The organism is Arthrobacter sunyaminii, from assembly GCF_018866305.1.
Taxonomy (GTDB): domain Bacteria; phylum Actinomycetota; class Actinomycetes; order Actinomycetales; family Micrococcaceae; genus Arthrobacter_B; species Arthrobacter_B sunyaminii.
The window spans coordinates 417982-435519 of sequence record NZ_CP076456.1; the positions used below are offsets into that span (position 1 = coordinate 417982).

Consider the following 17538-nt stretch of genomic DNA (forward strand, 5'->3'; position numbering starts at 1 on the left):
AACCCCAGACAGAAAGCGAAGGGTCCCGATGACCACCGTCAAGGTCGATCCCACTGAAATTGACTTCTTTACCGATCCGGAAACCGCCAGGAAGGCGGAACCCTATTTCGACCATATGCTCGCCAACCAACCGGTGTGGCGCGAACCGAAGTACGGCGTCGTTATTGTCACCGGATACGAGGAAGCCCTGCAGGTCTACCACCAGCCGGAGGTGTACTCATCCATCAATCGGACCGGGGGACCGGTGCTTGACCTGCCCGTGGAACTGACCGGAAACGACCTCACCGAAGTGTTGGAGAAGTACCGCGAGTACTTCCCCAACAACGACCAGATTGTCACCTTCGACCCGCCTGTGCACACGGACCACCGCTCACTGCTGATGGGGCTGATTACCCCCAAGCGGCTGCGTGAGAACGAGGAATTCCTCAAGCGCACCGCTGACCGGTTCCTGGACGGAATCATCGGCAAGGGTGAGTGCGAGTTCATCTGGGACTATGCCAAGAGCTACACTGTCCTGGCTGTGGCCGATCTACTCGGTGTGCCTGAAGGGGACCAGCCGATGCTGCTCGAACTCCTGGCCTCGTCCCCGGGTCCGGTACTCGGGAACCTGGAACTGCAGGCGAACCATCACAACACCATCGAAAAGCTCTACGAGTATTTTGTTGGCATGATCGAGAAGCGCCGGGCCGAGCCGAGGGAAGACGTAATCACAGGAATGGCGCTGGCTACCTTCCCCGACGGCACACTCCCGGAGCCGCTCGAAGTTGCCCGGATCGCAGCCAATATGTTCTCCGCCGGCCAAGAGACCACCGTCCAGCTGATGGGCATCGCCCTGCAGCGGATTGCCGATGACCAGCAACTCCAGAACCTGCTGCGCGGCGACACCTCCCTGATCCCTAAGTTCATTGAGGAAACCCTGCGGATCGAGGCCCCCATCAAGGGGTCATTCCGGCTCACCAAGGTGCCGACCAGCATTGGGGGACTGGACCTGTCTCCCGGAACGGTGGTGATGCTCTTGCATGGTGCCGCCGGGCGGGACCCGCGGCTCTTTGATAACCCGGCGGAATTCGATGTTCTGCGGGCCAACGCGCGCCAGCACTTGGCCTTCGGGCGCGGCATCCACACTTGCCCCGGCGCTCCGCTGGCCCGGGCGGAGGCAGTCTTTTCCATCCAGCGTTTCCTCGACCGGACGGAACAGATCGGGATCAGCGAGGAACACCATGGACCGGAGGACGCCCGCGAATGGGACCTCATTCGCAGCTACAAATTCCGCGGCCACAACAAGCTTTACCTGGAATACACGGCCAAGGAGGCATCATGACCGCTGACCTGACAGTGGACCGGGACCGCTGCATGGGTTCCGGGCAGTGCACGTTCTACGCGCCGCATACCTTTGACCTCGACGACCTCAGTATCGCCGTGGTCCTGGACGGCGGGGGCGATGCGGCCGCCGACGTCGCGATGGCAATCAATGTGTGTCCGACGCGCGCGATTGTCCGGACCGCTGGCACGGAGGGGAACGCATGAGCACCGCAACCGAAGCTCCCGTCTCCCACCCGGTGGCGGACCTGGACGAGGACAGTCTCCTGGGCAGCTTCCCGGAGGGCCCGCGCCTGATCGGCAGCCACTGCGACGACTGCGGCTGCACCATGATCGGCAGCCGCGTGGTGTGCAGCACCTGTGTCGGCCAGGCCATTTCACGGGTGGCCCTGCCCGGCGGCGGCGTGCTCTACACCTTCACGACCATCCATACCGGACCGGCTCCACGCACCCTCGGCTACGTCGATCTCGACAACGGGGTGAGGACCCTGGCCGATATCACAGCCGGGGACATCCAGCTCTACCCGGATATCCGGGTAGAGCTGGGAGTCGAGGGCAGCGACTGGTTCTTTTCGCCCGTTGAAGGCGAGCAGGGAAAGGGCCACCATGAGTGACCAGGTTTATGTGATTTCAGCAGCGATGATCCCCTTCGGGAAACACCGCAGTTCCTCTTATGTCGGTCTGGCGGTTCCGCCGCTGATTGACGCTATCCGCGAAGCGGGGATCACCAAGTCAGACATTGATGCGGTGTACGTGGGGCATTCCTACGGCGGCATGATGACCGGGCAGCGTATCTGCAAGGAAATCGGGTTGGGAACCGTGCCGACGGTCAACGTGGACAACGCGTGCTCCAGCGGCGCGACTGCCTTGCATGAGGCCTCGACGGCGATCGCCCAGGGACTTATCGACATCGCCGTGGTGGTCGGCGTGGAAAAGCTCACCCAGTTCGGGGGAGGAACGCTTCCGCTCTCGTCCGAGGACCGCGAGGTGAAACAGGGCATTATCATGCCGGCCGTGTACGCGATGCGTGCGACACGATACCTTCACGAAACGGACGCGACCCCCGAGGATCTGGCCCTGGTGAGCGTAAAGGCACGCCGGCACGGTGCGCTGAATCCCTTTGCGCAGTTCCGCAAGGAAACCACGGTGGACGAGGTGCTGGGTGCACGGAAGGTCGCGGATCCGCTGACACTGCCCATGTGCTGCCCCACCGGCGACGGTGCAGCGGTGGTGGTGATTGCCTCCGAGCGGGCACGGGCGCGGCTCAACGGCGGGCCCGGGATCCGGATAGCCGCCTCGGTGCTGCATTCGGGCCACGTGGCGGAGGGGTTCCGGGACATGACGAAGCCCGAGATCAGCTATGACTCGGCACGTGACGCCTACGCGGCCGCCGGCATCGAACCGAAGGACCTCGACGTCATCGAGCTGCACGATGCGTTCTCTATTGCCGAGCTCGTGTACTACGAAGCGTTTGGACTCGCGGAACCCGGACACGGCGTCGATCTCCTGCGCGATGGCAGGACGACGTTTGGCGGGGACGTGGTGGTGAACCCCAGCGGAGGGCTGCTGTCCAAAGGGCACCCGGTCGGAGCCAGCGGCGTCGCCCAGGTGGCGGAGGCTTTCTGGCAGCTCACCGGCCAGGCCGGCAGTCGACAGGTTGACGATGCCCACTGGGCTATGACGCATGTCACCGGCGGCGGCACGGCGGGCCTGGACCACGGCGCCTGCGCCATCCACATCTTTGAGGCAGTATGAGCGGGTCGCAACGGCCGCCGCTGGAGGGTATCCGGGTCATCGACCTGACCACTTTCCTCTCCGGGCCGTCGGCTACCCAGCTCCTCGGGGATCTCGGAGCCGATGTGATCAAGGTTGAGTCGTTGGGCGGTGACTCGAGTCGTTCGATTGCCGGGCCGGAGATCGACAACGTCAGCGCCTACTTCCTGGCAAACAACCGCAACAAGCGCAGCATCGCGATAAACCTCAAGACGCCGGAGGGTCTGGCCGTGGCCAAGCGCCTGATCGCCGGTGCCGACGTGGTGATCGAGAACTTCCGGCCCGGGGTAACCACCCGGCTGGGACTGGATCCGGAAGCCATTTCTGAGCTTCACCCGAAGCTGGTGTGGGCATCGATCAGCGGGTTCGGTCAGGACGGGCCGGGGCGGGACCGCCCGGCCTACGACATGGTAGTCCAGGCGCTCAGTGGCGTCATGAGTCTTACCGGCCACCCCGGGGCGCCGGCAGCCCGGCTGGGGATCCCGGCTGGCGACGTTGTTGCCGGCCTGTATGCCGTCATCGGTATCCTGGCCGCGCTTGCCGACCGAGGCACATCCGGCCGGGGACGCATTGTCGATGTGTCGATGCTTCAGGGTCAGCTCGCCATGTTGTCTTATCAGGCGCTCTACACCGTCATCAGCGGAACCGCCCCGGAACCGCAGGGAGCCGGACACGATTCGATTGCCACCTACCGCTCGTTCCGCGGCGGGGACGGACGGGAATTTGTGGTGACAGCCAACACGCCGCGGATGTGGGAGGGACTGTGCCGTGTTCTCGGGCTGGAAGAACTCATCGCTGATGCCCGCTTCGGCAATGCGGCCAGCCGGCTCCGAAACAAGGAAGCACTGTGGGCCCTGCTGGAGGCACGCTTCGAGGAGCGAAGCGCCGCCAAGTGGGTTGATCTGTTGACGGCTGACTCTGTGCCGGCAGCCCTGATCAAGAATGTCCTAGAAGCACTCAACGAGGCCCGAGCCTCGAACAACGGAGCGCTGGTTACCGTGACGGACGGATCGTCTTCCTTCGAGAACGTTGCCACGCCCATCCGCTTCGGGAACACGGGCACGATTGCTGCTGGCTATCCTCCCGAGCTCGGTGCGGACACGGTCAGCATCCTTCGGGAAGAGCTTGGTTACTCCGAATGCGACGTCGAGAAACTCCTGGCAGAGAATGTCATCGGGCAACCCGAAAGGACCACGTGGCAACCCGGTGAACCGTGAGAACCCCGAAAAACCCTTGGTCCACGGCGGGAATGCCGTGAACCAAGGGGTTTTCGTTGTCTGGGGTTCTTAGTTACCTGCCGGCACTGTCGTCAGGGAGATCGAACGGCTGGGACAGATATTCACGGCCTGGCGCACGCTGGCCAGGTCCGTCTCCGTGGTTGCGTCCTCCCGCAGGAGCACCACGAGTCCGTCATCATCCTGGTCAAAGGTCTCCGGCGCAGCGAAGACACACTGGCCAGCTCCGATACATGTCCGCCGGACGGCCTCAATCTGCACGCTACCACGCCACCGGAAGCGAATAGACGCCGTAGTTCGGCCCGAATTCCTTGAAGCTGGCCTGCTCGCGGGGGACGGCCAGCCGAAGTGTGGGCAACCGGCGCAGGACGGCCGCAAGCACAACTTCCAGTTCGAGCCTGGCAAGGTTCTGACCCAGGCACTGATGCGGGCCGAAGCCAAAAGCCAGGTGGTTGCGGGCACCACGGGTGAAGTCAATCCTGTTGGGGTCCTCGAAAACCTCTGGGTCGCGGTTGGCAGTATTCGTGAGCCCGAAAACCGAGTCGCCGGCGGGAATGATGGTTCCGTCGATCTCCAGATCCTCCGTCGCGAGCCGCAGTCCGCCGATTTCCGCGATGGTGAAGTACCGCAGGAGTTCTTCCACGGCGCCGGGCATCAGGGAAGGGTTGTCCCGAAGCTGCTGGGCGAGTTCAGGCTTGTCCAGCAGAGTCATCACCGACAGTGAGATCATGTTTGCCGTGGTCTCATGGCCGGCAATCAGAAGGAGGAACCCCATTGCCGTGAGTTCTTCGGGGTTCGCCCCCGCCGCCAGCTGCCGGCTGAGAATGTCCTCACCCGGTTGATCCACCCGCTCGGCAACAAGTTTGCCGATGTACGCCTTAAGGTTTCCAATTGCCACCGCTTTTTCCTCGGCCGTGGCGTCTATTTCAACAAAAACAGCACTGTTCTCCTGAAAGAAAGAATGGTCCTCATATGGAACCCCCAACAATTCCGCGATAACCATGGACGGGACCGGGAGGGACAAAGCGTCTACGAGATCAACTTCAGAGGGGCCGGCGAGCATAGCCTCAATGGTTTCATCGACAATTTCCGTGATGCGGGGGCGCATGGCCGCTATTTTCTTGACAGTGAACTCATTCATAATGCGCGAACGCGCAGTGGTGTGCTCGGGCGGGTCCATTTCAATGAGTTGCCTAAGGCTGCCTGGAACATAGGCCCGTCCGGTCGGGTGGCCGGGAAGGGACCGGTCCGAACTGAAACGGGCGTCGCTAAGCATGGCCCGAACATCCGCATGCTTGGTGATGGCCCAGATCTTTCCATCGCCCCATGCAACCTGCGCCACGGGGTTCTCCGCCTGCAGCCGCAGATGCTCAGCAGGAGGGGTGTACGGATCAATACGCTGAGTGGAAAAGGAATTCGTCATTGAAACTCCGCTGGGTCGGTTAACTGATGACGGCGGTTCTCCGCCCATCACGCCAGATTTCAAATCTAGTGCTTATTATCCTAGACACTTAAGGGTGCAGAGTCTAGGGTAGTTATAAAGCAAAACACAGTATCAAAAAGTATCAGGAACGGAACTGGGATGACCTTTGTAGTTACACAGGACTGCGTGGACGTAAAAGACAAAAGTTGCATTGAGGTTTGCCCAGTTGACTGCCTATATGAAGGCGGGCGGATGATGTACATCCGTCCTGACCAATGCATCAACTGTGGCGCGTGTGAGGCGGCATGCCCCATGGAAGCCATCCGGTTCGAGGGAGAACTGGAAGGGGACGAAGAAAAGTTTTTAGGCATTAATGCTCAATTTTTCGAAACCCAGGACGTGCCGAAGGGCGGACGCAAACTTGGGCGGATCGACCACGATGAGCCGTTCATCGCCCATTTGGAGCACAAGTAGCAAATAACCGCCCTATCCAGGCTGCGGACGGCTGAAAAACGAGCGCCGCCAGCAGCCCGAGCTAGGACAGTGAAACCGGGAGCCGGCGCCCGGGCAGGCCGCGTGGGCGGATCGACAGCGCCGTTGCCAGGGAGGTAAAAACCTGGGCAGCGGGATCGGCGGGATCGGAGGCGGCCACCGGCGTTCCGGTGTCGCCCGCCACTCGCAGCGCCGGGCTGAAGGGTACCGAGCCGAGCAGGGGAACCACCTCTCCGTTGGTGGACAATCGTTCCGCCAGGGTATTGCCTCCCCCGGTGCCGAAAGGTGCAAACTCGCTGCCGTCGGGCAGATGCATGGGGGCCATTGTTTCCACGACACCGATAATCCGCTGGCCCAGCTTCCGGGCCAGGAAAGCGCTGCGCACTGCAACCTCGGTGGCCGCACACTGCGGAGTCGTCACCACAATGACCTCGGCATGGGGCAGCAGCTGGCCCACGGAGATGGCTACGTCGCCCGTCCCGGGAGGCATATCGATCAGCAGGACGTCTAGATCTCCAAAGAAGACGTCCGTGATGAATTGATCAAGGGTCCGGTGAAGCATCGGGCCGCGCCAGGAAACAACTGCGTCGGTGTCCCCTTCCGGGAGGAACATGCCGATGGAGATGGTCTTGACGCCGTAACCGACCGGCGGCAGCACCAGATCCTCAACCCGGGTGGGACGAAGAGTTTCCCCGTCGTCGCCAATGAGGCCGAGGAGCCCCGGGATGGAGAAGCCGTGCACATCCGCATCGACAATGCCTACCCGGATACCCTGCGCGGCCATGGCGACCGCCAGGTTGGCCGTGACGGATGACTTCCCGACTCCGCCCTTGCCGCTGGTGACGGCAATGACCCGGGTCAGGGACTGGGCGCTGAAAGGCGTGCCGGTACGGCTGCGTCCATCCCGCAGTTTCGATGTCAGCGCAACGCGCTCCTGCTCCGTCATAACCGTCAGGACTACCTGAACCTCGTTGAGCCCTTCGACGGTGTCCGCCGCTGCCAGCACGTCGGCCTTAATACGGTCCGCCGCCGGACAGGTCGAAATGGTCAGGGCAACTTCGACGACAGCGGCAGCGCCGGTGACCCTGACGTCGCGGATCATGCCTAGTTCGGCGAGCGGGCGGCGAAGTTCGGGATCCACCACTCGCCCCACAACCTCACGGACGAAGGCGGTCAGATCCGGAGCCGTTGTGCCGGCCAGGCGAGATTTGGCGGTCATGGCATCTGCGCATTGAGGTTTAACGGCAGCCCTGCCGCGCGGAGCATGTCATCCTTGTCGTGCAGTTTCACGCGTTCGCGACTTAGCGCGGCACCGGCGGCGTACTCCGCCTTCGCCAGTTCGTGCCAGCCTGCCCAGGGGACCACGTGGACTCCGCGGCCGGCGAGCAGCCGGTCAACCTCGTCGGCGCTCGTGCCATGCGACACCCAGCCGGGCGCCGTTGTGTCGGCGAGGATTGAGGTGGCCGTTTCCAGGGCGCAGCGGCGGTTCGTGCCGACGACGCCGGTGGGTCCGCGCTTGATCCAACCTGTCACGTACACGCCGGGTACGTGACCGGCATCGTCCACCACGCGGGAATCGAGATGCGGAATCGTGCCGGTACGTTCGTCGAAGGGCAACCCGTCAATGGCCTGGCCACGGTAGCCGACCGAACGCAGTACCACCTCGGTTTGCAAGGTCTCCACCTCGGTGGGGTTGCTGGTTTTTGCCAGCTGGATGCCCGAAACGCTGCCATCGCCCACGCAGGCGAGCGGCGTGCGGTCGAACAGAAAACGGATGGTCTTGGCGCGCCCGAGGGTGCCCCGCGCGGCGGCTTTGGCGAAGGTCGCCAGGAGGCGCCGGGCCGCCGGGTCGCCGTCCGCGTGGGCCTGCTGCGCGGGGTCAAGTTCCAAATCGGCGGGGTCAATGACGACGTCGCAGTTCTCCACCTCAAGGAGTTCGATGAACTCCTTGTTTGTGAATTTGGCGTACGCCGGTCCGCGCCGCCCGACGACGACGATTTCGTCGTACGTGCTGGCGGCAAATGCCTCGACCACATGTTCGGGGACGTCGGTGGCGCGCAGGGCGTCGGTGGTGTGGGCCAGCATGCGGGCCGCGTCCAGGGCAACGTTGCCGACTCCGATGATGACGGCCCGTTTGCCGCTCAGTGAAAAGGCATCCGGTGCACTGTCGGGGTGCCCCTGGTACCAGGACACGAATTCCCGGACAGCGTAAACGCCGTCGAGCGTTTCCCCGGGGATACCCAGATTGCGATCGGCCGGAGCGCCGCTGGCGAAAACGACGGCGTCGTAGTGGTTGCGCAACTCCTCAAGTGTGATGTCCGAACCCACCTGGACGTTGGCGAGCAGGCGCACGTTCGGGTTCTCGTCGAATACCTCGGTAAAGGAGGTGATGATCGACTTGATTCTCGGATGGTCGGGGGCCACGCCGTACCGCACCAGGCCGAAGGGAGCAGCCAGCCGCTCAAAAACGTCAACTTCGATGGGCGACTCGGATTCTTCGCTGAGAAGCTGGGCGCAGTAGGCCCCGGAGGGACCCGACCCGATCACCGCTATGCGCAGGGCGGTCATTCGCCTGATCCTTCCCGGGCGGGGAGCGCGGTGATTTCCTCGACGTCGTGATCGATTTTTCCAGCCTTTCGGCCGCTCTTGGGGGTAGTGACTTCCTCGAAGAACCTCTCGTTGTATTCGAGATAGTTCTCCTTCTCGGCGGGTAGCTCAGCCTCGTAGTAGACAGCGTCCACGGGGCAGGCGGTAATGCAGGCTCCGCAGTCGATGCAAAGTGCCGGGTCGATATAGGTCATCCGCCGGCCTTCGAAGATGCAGTCTGCAGGGCATTCCTGCATGCAGCTCTTGTCCTGGATATCCACGCATTCTTCGGTGATTACATACGCCATGCTTGTTCTCCCTTGTTTCCGTCGTCAGCGCGCGGCATAAGCCATTTGCTTGAGCTCGTCGGCAATGGCTTCAGCCGACGCGTCCGCGGCGAGCAGCCGGCGGATGAGGTTGAGTCCGCGTATCCAGTTGATGGTGACGGCGCCGCAGGGAACGCCTTGGATATCTGTGTGAAGTACCGCTGCCCGGCCGTCAGCGAGATCACCGACCGTGTAGGAGATACCGTCAGGATCACGCCAGCCGACAGTGTGGATCTTCCAGTCATATTGGTCCGACCAGACGAAATCGGTTGGCTGGTAATCCGCATCCATGGTTCCGGTAATTGCGGCTGCAACGTAGCGGGCCTGGTCGCTGGCATTCGTCCAATGCTCGGCACGAACCAGAATGCCCCGTCCCGGATGGGGCCATCTGGCCACATCTCCAATGGCATACACGTCTTCGGCGCCGAAAGCACGCAGACGTGAATCTGTGAGGACGCCGTTGGCGGTGTCCAGTGCTGAATCCGCCAACCAGTACGTTGAGGGAATGGATCCGATTCCCACGACTGCCGCCGAGGTTTCAATCCGGCTGCCGTCCGCCAGGGAAACCGTCAGCGCGCCCTCCCTGCCCTGAATGTCGGTGACCCCAACTCCGAACCGGGTCCGGGCACCATTCCTGGTGTGGAGGTCGGTGAGGGTCAGGGCAGTCTCCGGACCCACGATCCGCGTCATCGGTTCGGCCACCGGATCGACCACCGTCACATCGCAGCCAAATCCGATTGCTGCAGCGGCAATTTCCGTGCCGATGAACCCGCCGCCCACAATGACGATAGGTTCCCGGCGCCGAAGGCAGGCGGCCAGCGCCCGGGAGTCGTCCAGGGTACGCAACTGGTACACGCCGGATTCCGGCTGCCACGGAGACGGCCGCGCGGCTGCACCGGTAGCGATGATCAGCACGTCGTACGGTATTTCCCGGCCATCGGCGAGGTGGACGGCACGGTCTGCGGTGTTGAGGCCGTCGGCCGGTACGCCCAGTTCCAAACGGATATCCGAGGCGCCGAGGCTGGCCGTCGTGGCGAGACGAAACAACTCCACGGAGGCGTCGGTCCAATCCGATTTCAGGAGGTCTTTGGAGAGCGGGGGCCGGTCGTAAGGCAGCTCGTGTTCGGAACCGATCAGCGTGATGGGGCCGGTATGTCCAAAGGCGCGCAGACCTTCGGCGGCTCGCGTTCCCGCCAATGACGCTCCAACGATAACTATGTGCCGCTTAGCAGGGGAGTCGGTCATCTTTGATCCTTTGTGTCGTCCAGAGGCACGCAGGATCTGTGTCGCCCACGCGTCCCTGCGCCATCTCAATCTACGTTCTGTACAACGGAACATAGAGTTGCTTCAACGCAACAGCATCAGTATGCGTGCAGCAGCGAAGTGGTGTCAACCACTTTTGGAACGCGCCGGTACGTCTGGCGTCAGCCCCGTTCGACGCCGCGCAGGATGCCGGTCTGGGGGCCCCAGGCGCCGTTGAGGTAATCCGTAACGCGGGAGGCGGACTGCCGAACCAAATCGGCAAGGCGCCCTGAGTCCGCGACATTGAAGCGCGTCTCCGGCAGGGTGATACCCACTGATCCGATAACGGCTCCCACTGGTCCGATGACCGGGGCCGCAATGGCAATGGCCCCCTGAATGCGCTCGCCATGGGTCATGGCATATCCATCCCGCCTGATCCCCTCTAATCGCTGGAGGAGGGCATCGCCGTCGACAGGTGTGCGGTCGGTGGCGGCAACGAGTGTGCCGCGGGCAATGCTCTCCTGGTTCTCCCGGGGAAGGAAAGCAAGCATGGCCAGGCCGCTTGCGCCCGTGTGCAGTGGGATCCACTGCCTCAGGGGCAGAGAATAGCGGAGCGGGTGCGGCGACTCGACGACGCGGGCAAACATCATCGCCAGTCGGCGTTCATCGAACACTGCGAAGAACGCAGATTCCCCGCTCTTGTCCTTCAGGTCTGCGAGAGTCTCCTCTGCAGCCGCCTGAATGGGATAACGCTCGGCGGTGGTCCAGGCTAATCGAAGGAACTCCAGGCCCAGCCGGTAGGAACCGTTTGGGAGACGGGCTACTAAGCCGAGCTTCTCCAGGTCGGCGAGGAGACGATGAATGGTGCTCGGGCTGACGTCCAGGCGCCCGGCTAGTTCGCGGACCCCGAAGGCGTCCTGATTGCTGTCAACCATGAGAGTGATCAGTTCGATACCGCGGGCAAGGGGGTGCCGGCGTCGCTGATCGGCTTCCTGATTGTGGGGCGTGCCGTCCGTGGTGGCCATTGAAAAACTCTCCCTTACTCATGTGGCAAGCATTGACAGTCCGTTGGGTGCGTGGAAGTCTGCTAGCTAACAACGGAACGACTGTTCCGCTGTAAGAAACAGTCTCGTATGAACAGTAGCGCCAAGACCAAAGACCTGACACCACAAAGACGTGAAATCCGTGCATCCGGCACTCAGCCGAAATTGTACGGAAGGAAAAGAGGAAGCCCATGTTTGCTGCTCCAAATACTCCCATTCATCAATGGCGCACCCGATGAGCGCGGCCCGCGGGGTCGCCGTCATTTCCGGCGGAGCGGCAGGAATTGGTCTGGCCATCGCTGAGCGGCTGGCCGCGGACGGGTTTCCTGTTGCCATACTGACCCGAACGGAAGGGGCGGCCGAGCAGGCGGCCGCTTCAATAGAGCAGTCCGGCGGTATCGCACGGGGTTACAGCGCCGACGTCAGTGACCGCGGGCAGGTCGACGATGCGTTGGCCAAAATCCGTGCCGATTTGGGCCCACTGTCCGTGCTTGTTGCCAATGCTGCCGTCGCACCGCAGCAGCCGTTCCTGGAGATGACGCTGGAACAATGGAACCAGACTCTGTCCATCAACCTGACCGGCACCTTCAACCTGGTACAGGCAGGCCTCCCCGACCTGATTGAGGCCGGCAAGGGGCGGGTTATCCTGATTTCTTCCTCCAGCGCTCAGCGCGGCGCCCCGCGGATGGCGCACTACGCCGCATCTAAGGGTGGGCAGCTCGCGCTGACCAAGGCTCTCGCCGTCGAGTTTGCCAGAACCGGCGTAACGGTCAACACGGTCGTTCCGTCCTCGATCGACACTCCGAGCGTGGAGAAGAAGCGCGCCGCCGGCACCATTCCTTCCGCAGAGGACATGGCCAAGTACATTCCGGTAGGCCGCATGGGGCGGGGGGAGGACATTGCAGGAGCCGTGGCCTATCTCGCCTCCGATGAGTCCTCGTACGTCACTGGGCAGACCATCAGCGTTAACGGCGGATCGTTCATAGGATGAGTGAGGAAGCGAAAATGGCGCAGCCGCGGATTGCACCGAGGCCCACTGAAGACTGGGATGCCGACGTCGACAGTTCCCTGTCCGTATTGGCTACGCACGGAGCGGGAGGGCAGAGCGCACCGGCCCTGACACCGGAAAACCGTCCTAAGTCCCACATTCTGGGCATCTATGCCTGGCACCCGGACCTGATGCGGGGGTGGATGCCGTACTCCAACCACTTGCGTAACTCCACGCTGACCGACCGTGTAAGGGAAATCGCCATCATTCGGACCACCTGGCTGGGGCATGGCGAGTATGAATGGGCCCAGCATGTGCGAATGAGCCTTGCCGCCGGCCAGCTCACGGAGAATGAGGTGGCGGGGTTGTCGGAAGGCGCTACAGCGTCGGTCTGGTCACCGGAGGATGCCCTGCTCGTCCAAGCCATTGATGAGATGTGTTTGGAGAAGAACGTCACGGATGCCACGTGGGAGGAACTGGAAGCCAATTTCAGCCGGCAGCAGTTGCTGGACCTTCTGTTCACCGTAGGAACATATGACTTCCACTGCATGGCCTTCCGCGTCATCGGGCTGGAACTTGAACCCGGAATGCCCAAATTCCCTGCGGAGCATACCCTCGAGCCGGTTCGGTGACTGGATCGGTTACGGCCGTGGATCGCGGATCGCTCAACTGGGCGATCCGTGATTCGCTGCTGCGCTATATCACCGTCATTGCAGGCGGCACCTGTACCGTCTCCGGCGGCGCGGGCGCTTCGGAAGGATCATTTGTCTTTCCGCTGCGCAGTATCCGGCACGCGGACGGCGAATGGTATCTGACGTTCGGCGGCGAAGTTCGCCTGACGGCACACCACGGATTTCTCGATGTCACACTCGCGGAGCCGGAATTTATCGCAGGGCCCGAAGGAGGAGTGCTTACTGTTCTCACCGGTGGCCAGGGCGGCAGGATTCCCGTGGCGCTAACAGACGGTGTCCAGTCCGGGTCCGGTGATACGGACCTCCTCTGGCACGCTATGCCGGCTCAGCTCTTGCCGGCCGCGTGTGGGTTGTTTGGGGACGCCTACCCGGCCGGCACCGAGCTGGCACCGGTGACAATTCGGGCCACACTAGACTCATAGGTATGCCACCAACCACTCCGGAGCAGCGGTCTTTTCAGCGACAGTCTCTCCAGCGGACGACATCCGAGCGACGCAACACCCGGGGGGAGTCAACGCGGCTGCGAATTCTGGAGGCCGCCGAGCGGCTCTTTGCCGAGCGTGGGATTTCCGCTGTTCCTTTGCGGGACATTGGTTTCGCTGCCGGGCAGCGAAATCATGCTGCCGTTCAGTATCACTTCGGAGAGCGGGAAGAAATTGTCCGCGCCCTCATGGACTACCGCGGCGGAGCCAGCGAAGCGATGCGGGCGGATATGGTTGCAGGAATCATGCTGGCTGCGACGAAGCCAACCGTTGCCGACGTCGTGGGCGCTTTTGTCCGCCCGCTGGCCATCCACTTTCAGCCCGACAACTACTACTTGCCGTTCCTCTCGCTGTATATCAGTGAGGAAGGCGGCTACGAGGGCCTGGTGGGAGTGCACGTCGGTGCGTCCGTCATGGCGCTGCGTACGCTGCTGGGCCATTTGGCCCCGGGGATCCCCGAGCGTGTGCTCGACGAGCGCTGGTGGGTAACGCTGACGAGTTCGGTTCATGCTCTGGGCCGCTATCACACGGCACGCCGTAAGCGGGAACATCTTCCGGCGGAAATCGAGGATCTGGTGTCGGACCTCATTGCCTTCCTCAGCGCGGGGATCCTCGCTCCCGTGGCGGATGGCTACCACCGGCAGGACAGGGGTGAAACAACCGGTGCCGAAGGGCGGCTGTAGGCCGGCGCCCCGATGCCCGCGAGAAAACTGTGTCCCACCGCGGGCAACGCGGGGCATATGGTGCGTCAGGCGAGATGACCCATGAAATTGGCTGACCACTCGTTGAGGTTGCGGGGAACGTAGAACCCCTCCAGGTCATTGATTTCGTTCCAGTGTCCGGCAACTTCCTCGATGGTGGGCATGCTGTCGGTATCGTCCAGCCAGCCCTGCGTGAAGCCCAGGAACCAGCGTCCGAACCGCTTCGCGCCGGCTACGAGGATCTCTCCATTGACCGTGCAGGATTCGTGCGCGAGGTAACCCACCAGCGGGGACACCAAATCGGTCTGCATTGCCTTGAGTAGCTCCGGATCCATTTTCGAGTCGGTGACGATGTTCGGTTTTTTTGCCGATTCGCTGGGGCGGGTCACGGCGTTTGGTGCGATGCAATTGACGAGGATGCCCTTGGGGGCGGCGCTCACAGCCAGGCTGCGGGTGAACCCGATCAGGGCTCCCTTCGCCGTTGCATAGGCGAGGTTCTCAGGCAGCCCCAGCATGCCCGTCGAGGTTGTCGTGATGATCCGCCCGTACCCCTGCTTTTCCATGTGAGGCCACGCGGCACGCGTGGTGTGCCATGTACCCCGCAGGTGCACATCTAGAGTGCGCTCGAGGTTTTCGGCGTCGGCTTCCGGAAACGCAGCCCAGCGGGAGATCCCGGCATTGTTGACCACAATGTCGATTCGACCGAACTCGCGGACCGCAGTCTCGACAAGGGCATGGCATCCGGCTTCGCTGCCTACATTGTTCGTGTCTGCAACTGCGACACCGCCGGCCGCGAGTATCTCGTTGACGGCATCGGTGGCGGGACTCGCATCCACGCCCTCACCTTCTTTGGATCCGCCGAGATCGTTGACTACAACCTTGGCGCCGCGCTGAGCCAGCAGGAGGGCATGCGCCCGGCCCAGACCGCGTCCGGCCCCGGTGACTATGGCGACGCGGCCGTCAAAACGGTGCTCGTTCTTGGCGTTCATGTTTCTCCTTTGAAAGATGCTGTATGGAATTTCATCATGTCTGCTGATTTAAGGAAAGTCTAGTTTCCATCTAAGCAGCTGTCTTTCCAAGGAAACCATTGTTATTTTTCAGCAGAAATGCTTAGATCACCTCATCGCCTTGAGGCGCAGAACCGAGTAGGAGTTAGTTATGCGAGAAATGACCGACAAGGACGTTGACGTTGACGTTGACGTGCTGGTAATCGGTGCCGGAGTGGTTGGCATTTATGCCCTCCAGCAGGCCGTAGAAGCCGGATTCAGTGCCCAGACACTGGAAGCCGGCGACGGTGTCGGGGGTGTCTGGTATTGGAACCGGTATCCCTCCGCGCGGTTCGATTCCGAGAGCTATGCCTATGCGTACATCCATTCCAAGGAGCTTTTCACTGGCTGGAAGTGGCAGGAGGAGTTCGCTACCCAGCCCGAAATCGAGAGCTATCTGAACTTTGCGGTCGACCATTTCGACCTGCGCGGCCACATCCGCACCGGTGAACGGGTCGTATCAGCGGTATGGCAGGAAGCGGCAAACCGCTGGGAGCTGACAACGGCTAAGGGGGAATTGATCTGGGCGCGCTGGGTCATTTCCGCCACCGGAGGGCTGTCAGTGCCCAACTACCCCGATCTGGAGGGTTTGGAAACGTTCAGCGGCCAGGCGCTCCACACTGGCGCCTGGCCGCACACGCCGGTAGATTTCGAGGGCAAGCGCGTGGCCATCATCGGCAACGGACCCAGTGGTGCCCAGCTCCTACCGGCCATCGTGGATACCGTCGAGTACGTGGATCTCTATCAGCGGACGCCTACCTGGACCACTCCTTTGAACAACACACCCATTACGGCCGAGCGGCAGACATGGCTGCGCGAGCACTTCGAAGAGATTGCGGCGAAGCTTGGTTCACCAGCGAACCCCACGGGTTTCCTCCACGAGCCGGCGGGCAAATTCTCGACTGACGATTCACCGGAAGAACGGCAGGTCTTTTTCGAGAAGGTCTGGAACAGCCCAGGCTTCGCGAAGCTCACGACCAATTACTACGACCTGACCACCAACAGGGAAATCAACCTTGAGTTCTGTGAATTCCTGGCCAACAAGGTCCGCAGTATCGTCGCTGACCCTGAAACCGCGGAACGGCTTATCCCCAAGGATCACCTCTTCGGTGCCAAGCGTCCGCCATTCGTCACGAATTACTATGAATCCTTCAATAAAGCTGCGGCTTCGCTGATCTCGCTGAAGGAGACGCCGATTGTCCGTGCCGATGCCACCGGTATCGAGACGACAGCCGGGCACCGGGATTACGACATCATCGTGTTCGCCACCGGATTCGACTTCGGCACGGGCGCTCTCACACGCATGGGAGTCAAGGGGCTGGACGGACTGGATCTAAGCACCGACTGGGAAGACGGGCCATCGGATTTCGCCGGTTTCAGCGCTAACAGGATGCCTAACTTCTTCTTTCCAGGCGGTCCGCACGGTGCCGGCGGAGGCAACTACCCGCGCTACTCCCAGGACCAGATCGACTGGATCACCGGCACCATGGTTTACGCACGGGAGCACGGCTATGACCGCTTCGAGCCCACCGGGACACAGCAGGAGGCTTGGATGGCGATGGTGGAAACTCTTGCCCCCCTGTCGATTTTCTCTGCCGAGCACAGCCATTATTACGGGGCGAATGTGGAGGGGAAGGTCCGCAAGTTCCTGCTCAACCCGGGCGGGCGCGCGAAGTTGCACGAAATGCTCGCCGAGATGACTTCCACCGAGAACTACGGCGGCGCCCTCTCAACCGTTCATGACCGTGTAAGCGCAGTCTAAGCCTGCCATTCAAAGGAGAACTGAGTATGTCTGAAAATGCATCGCCCCGCCAAATACTGTTGGCACTGGTCAACCCCGTCGAGGGGCGGGACGAAGAATTCCGCACCTGGTACTGGGAAACGCATATCCCTGAGGTCTTGGCACTGCCCGGTTTCATCTCTGCCGAGTGCTTCCACGTTCCCGCTGAAGCTGCTGAAACTGCCTCGCACCGATACACAACTATTTACGGAGTCGAGGGATCGGCTACAGCTGCCATGGACGGGCTGTTCAAGGCTGGTGTTGGCATGAGCCCGGACCTTGACCTGAGCACCATGGTCTTCGTGCCGCTCGTCGCCGCGGACGCGTCATAGCCACGAGCTCTGTCCAACGGACTCTCCCACCAGTGCGTGGAGGACAGTGACAATTACGTGATTGATCAAAGAGGCGG

The 17538-nt window shown here is 62.0% G+C and carries 20 protein-coding genes; 12 read left to right on the top strand and 8 right to left on the bottom strand.

Translation table 11 applies throughout. From position 1 onward, the window contains the following. Positions 1-28 precede the first annotated feature (28 nt). Genes KG104_RS01945 through KG104_RS01965 form a run of 5 tightly spaced genes read left to right on the top strand, consistent with a single transcriptional unit; the run spans position 29 to position 4310 of the window. The gene (locus tag KG104_RS01945; RefSeq protein ID WP_207348427.1) at positions 29-1321 is read left to right on the top strand and encodes a cytochrome P450; all 1293 of its coding nucleotides are present in this window, start codon (positions 29-31) and stop codon (positions 1319-1321) included. Beyond that, on the top strand, positions 1318-1527 hold the full coding sequence (locus tag KG104_RS01950) for a ferredoxin (RefSeq protein ID WP_207348428.1): 210 nt from the start codon (positions 1318-1320) through the stop codon (positions 1525-1527). The genes KG104_RS01945 and KG104_RS01950 overlap by 4 nt, the downstream gene beginning before the upstream one ends. Next, positions 1524-1934 (top strand): Zn-ribbon domain-containing OB-fold protein, encoded by a 411-nt coding sequence (locus KG104_RS01955; protein ID WP_207348429.1) that lies wholly within the window; start codon positions 1524-1526, stop codon positions 1932-1934. The genes KG104_RS01950 and KG104_RS01955 overlap by 4 nt, the downstream gene beginning before the upstream one ends. Next, complete coding sequence (locus KG104_RS01960; RefSeq protein WP_207348430.1) at positions 1927-3075, top strand: thiolase family protein; 1149 nt, start codon at positions 1927-1929, stop codon at positions 3073-3075. The genes KG104_RS01955 and KG104_RS01960 overlap by 8 nt, the downstream gene beginning before the upstream one ends. Continuing rightward, positions 3072-4310 (top strand): CaiB/BaiF CoA transferase family protein, encoded by a 1239-nt coding sequence (locus KG104_RS01965; protein WP_207348431.1) that lies wholly within the window; start codon positions 3072-3074, stop codon positions 4308-4310. Before KG104_RS01960 ends, KG104_RS01965 begins: the two co-directional genes overlap by 4 nt. A 69-nt stretch (positions 4311-4379) precedes the next feature. Here the strand turns inward: KG104_RS01965 and KG104_RS01970 are convergent, their stop codons facing one another. Next, a complete protein-coding gene (locus tag KG104_RS01970) occupies positions 4380-4589 on the bottom strand; it encodes a ferredoxin (RefSeq protein ID WP_207348432.1) in 210 nt (69 codons plus the stop codon). 1 nt (position 4590) lies between these two features. Next, positions 4591-5751, bottom strand: coding sequence for a cytochrome P450 (locus KG104_RS01975; RefSeq protein WP_207348433.1), 1161 nt, complete (start codon positions 5749-5751; stop codon positions 4591-4593). A 159-nt stretch (positions 5752-5910) separates the two neighbouring features. Between KG104_RS01975 and fdxA (KG104_RS01980) the strand changes: the two genes are divergently transcribed. Beyond that, a complete protein-coding gene (gene fdxA / locus KG104_RS01980; protein WP_207348434.1) occupies positions 5911-6225 on the top strand; it encodes a ferredoxin in 315 nt (104 codons plus the stop codon). 61 nt (positions 6226-6286) lie between these two features. On the opposite strand, the gene KG104_RS01985 is transcribed toward fdxA (KG104_RS01980), so the two are convergent. The 5 genes from KG104_RS01985 to KG104_RS02005 all read right to left on the bottom strand — a co-directional run bounded on the left by KG104_RS01985 (position 6287) and on the right by KG104_RS02005 (position 11422). Then, positions 6287-7462, bottom strand: coding sequence for an Mrp/NBP35 family ATP-binding protein (locus tag KG104_RS01985; RefSeq protein WP_207348435.1), 1176 nt, complete (start codon positions 7460-7462; stop codon positions 6287-6289). Next, a complete protein-coding gene (locus KG104_RS01990) occupies positions 7459-8811 on the bottom strand; it encodes an FAD-dependent oxidoreductase (RefSeq protein WP_207348436.1) in 1353 nt (450 codons plus the stop codon). Before KG104_RS01990 ends, KG104_RS01985 begins: the two co-directional genes overlap by 4 nt. Continuing rightward, positions 8808-9137 (bottom strand): ferredoxin, encoded by a 330-nt coding sequence (gene fdxA / locus KG104_RS01995; RefSeq protein WP_207348437.1) that lies wholly within the window; start codon positions 9135-9137, stop codon positions 8808-8810. The genes KG104_RS01990 and fdxA (KG104_RS01995) overlap by 4 nt, the downstream gene beginning before the upstream one ends. A 24-nt stretch (positions 9138-9161) precedes the next feature. Then, positions 9162-10400: an NAD(P)/FAD-dependent oxidoreductase gene (locus tag KG104_RS02000; RefSeq protein ID WP_207348438.1), complete on the bottom strand. Its 1239-nt coding sequence runs from the start codon at positions 10398-10400 to the stop codon at positions 9162-9164. Positions 10401-10579: 179 nt separating this feature from the next. Continuing rightward, positions 10580-11422, bottom strand: a complete 843-nt coding sequence (locus tag KG104_RS02005) for an IclR family transcriptional regulator (protein ID WP_207348439.1) — start codon at positions 11420-11422, stop codon at positions 10580-10582. Positions 11423-11675: 253 nt separating this feature from the next. Between KG104_RS02005 and KG104_RS02010 the strand changes: the two genes are divergently transcribed. Genes KG104_RS02010 through KG104_RS02025 form a run of 4 tightly spaced genes read left to right on the top strand, consistent with a single transcriptional unit; the run spans position 11676 to position 14285 of the window. Next, complete coding sequence (locus KG104_RS02010) at positions 11676-12431, top strand: SDR family NAD(P)-dependent oxidoreductase (RefSeq protein ID WP_216202342.1); 756 nt, start codon at positions 11676-11678, stop codon at positions 12429-12431. Continuing rightward, positions 12428-13060, top strand: coding sequence for a carboxymuconolactone decarboxylase family protein (locus KG104_RS02015; protein WP_207348441.1), 633 nt, complete (start codon positions 12428-12430; stop codon positions 13058-13060). The genes KG104_RS02010 and KG104_RS02015 overlap by 4 nt, the downstream gene beginning before the upstream one ends. 17 nt (positions 13061-13077) lie before the next feature. Continuing rightward, positions 13078-13542, top strand: coding sequence for an HtaA domain-containing protein (locus KG104_RS02020; protein ID WP_207348442.1), 465 nt, complete (start codon positions 13078-13080; stop codon positions 13540-13542). Positions 13543-13544: 2 nt separating this feature from the next. Next, on the top strand, positions 13545-14285 hold the full coding sequence (locus tag KG104_RS02025; protein WP_207348443.1) for a TetR/AcrR family transcriptional regulator: 741 nt from the start codon (positions 13545-13547) through the stop codon (positions 14283-14285). Between the two features lie 65 nt (positions 14286-14350). On the opposite strand, the gene KG104_RS02030 is transcribed toward KG104_RS02025, so the two are convergent. Next, complete coding sequence (locus tag KG104_RS02030) at positions 14351-15292, bottom strand: SDR family NAD(P)-dependent oxidoreductase (RefSeq protein WP_207348444.1); 942 nt, start codon at positions 15290-15292, stop codon at positions 14351-14353. Positions 15293-15461: 169 nt separating this feature from the next. Here KG104_RS02030 and KG104_RS02035 point away from each other — a divergent pair, with 169 nt between their 5' ends. Together KG104_RS02035 and KG104_RS02040 are read left to right on the top strand one after the other, a co-directional pair. After that, complete coding sequence (locus KG104_RS02035; RefSeq protein WP_207348445.1) at positions 15462-17111, top strand: flavin-containing monooxygenase; 1650 nt, start codon at positions 15462-15464, stop codon at positions 17109-17111. A gap of 26 nt (positions 17112-17137) precedes the next feature. Next, positions 17138-17461, top strand: coding sequence for a DUF4286 family protein (locus KG104_RS02040; RefSeq protein ID WP_207348446.1), 324 nt, complete (start codon positions 17138-17140; stop codon positions 17459-17461). Positions 17462-17538: the final 77 nt, after the last annotated feature.

Bases quoted from the DNA above. Each gene is read 5' to 3' on its own strand.
- KG104_RS01950 (WP_207348428.1), top strand. From the start codon at position 1,318: ATGACCGCTGACCTGACAGTGGACCGGGACCGCTGCATGGGTTCCGGG.
- KG104_RS02035 (WP_207348445.1), top strand. From the start codon at position 15,462: ATGCGAGAAATGACCGACAAGGACGTTGACGTTGACGTTGACGTGCTG.
- KG104_RS01975 (WP_207348433.1), bottom strand. From the start codon at position 5,751: ATGACGAATTCCTTTTCCACTCAGCGTATTGATCCGTACACCCCTCCT.
- KG104_RS01960 (WP_207348430.1), top strand. From the start codon at position 1,927: ATGAGTGACCAGGTTTATGTGATTTCAGCAGCGATGATCCCCTTCGGG.
- KG104_RS01955 (WP_207348429.1), top strand. From the start codon at position 1,524: ATGAGCACCGCAACCGAAGCTCCCGTCTCCCACCCGGTGGCGGACCTG.
- KG104_RS02025 (WP_207348443.1), top strand. From the start codon at position 13,545: ATGCCACCAACCACTCCGGAGCAGCGGTCTTTTCAGCGACAGTCTCTC.
- fdxA (WP_207348437.1), bottom strand. From the start codon at position 9,137: ATGGCGTATGTAATCACCGAAGAATGCGTGGATATCCAGGACAAGAGC.
- KG104_RS01990 (WP_207348436.1), bottom strand. From the start codon at position 8,811: ATGACCGCCCTGCGCATAGCGGTGATCGGGTCGGGTCCCTCCGGGGCC.
- KG104_RS01965 (WP_207348431.1), top strand. From the start codon at position 3,072: ATGAGCGGGTCGCAACGGCCGCCGCTGGAGGGTATCCGGGTCATCGAC.
- KG104_RS02005 (WP_207348439.1), bottom strand. From the start codon at position 11,422: ATGGCCACCACGGACGGCACGCCCCACAATCAGGAAGCCGATCAGCGA.
- KG104_RS01945 (WP_207348427.1), top strand. From the start codon at position 29: ATGACCACCGTCAAGGTCGATCCCACTGAAATTGACTTCTTTACCGAT.
- fdxA (WP_207348434.1), top strand. From the start codon at position 5,911: ATGACCTTTGTAGTTACACAGGACTGCGTGGACGTAAAAGACAAAAGT.
- KG104_RS02015 (WP_207348441.1), top strand. From the start codon at position 12,428: ATGAGTGAGGAAGCGAAAATGGCGCAGCCGCGGATTGCACCGAGGCCC.
- KG104_RS02030 (WP_207348444.1), bottom strand. From the start codon at position 15,292: ATGAACGCCAAGAACGAGCACCGTTTTGACGGCCGCGTCGCCATAGTC.
- KG104_RS02000 (WP_207348438.1), bottom strand. From the start codon at position 10,400: ATGACCGACTCCCCTGCTAAGCGGCACATAGTTATCGTTGGAGCGTCA.
- KG104_RS02040 (WP_207348446.1), top strand. From the start codon at position 17,138: ATGTCTGAAAATGCATCGCCCCGCCAAATACTGTTGGCACTGGTCAAC.
- KG104_RS02010 (WP_216202342.1), top strand. From the start codon at position 11,676: ATGAGCGCGGCCCGCGGGGTCGCCGTCATTTCCGGCGGAGCGGCAGGA.
- KG104_RS01985 (WP_207348435.1), bottom strand. From the start codon at position 7,462: ATGACCGCCAAATCTCGCCTGGCCGGCACAACGGCTCCGGATCTGACC.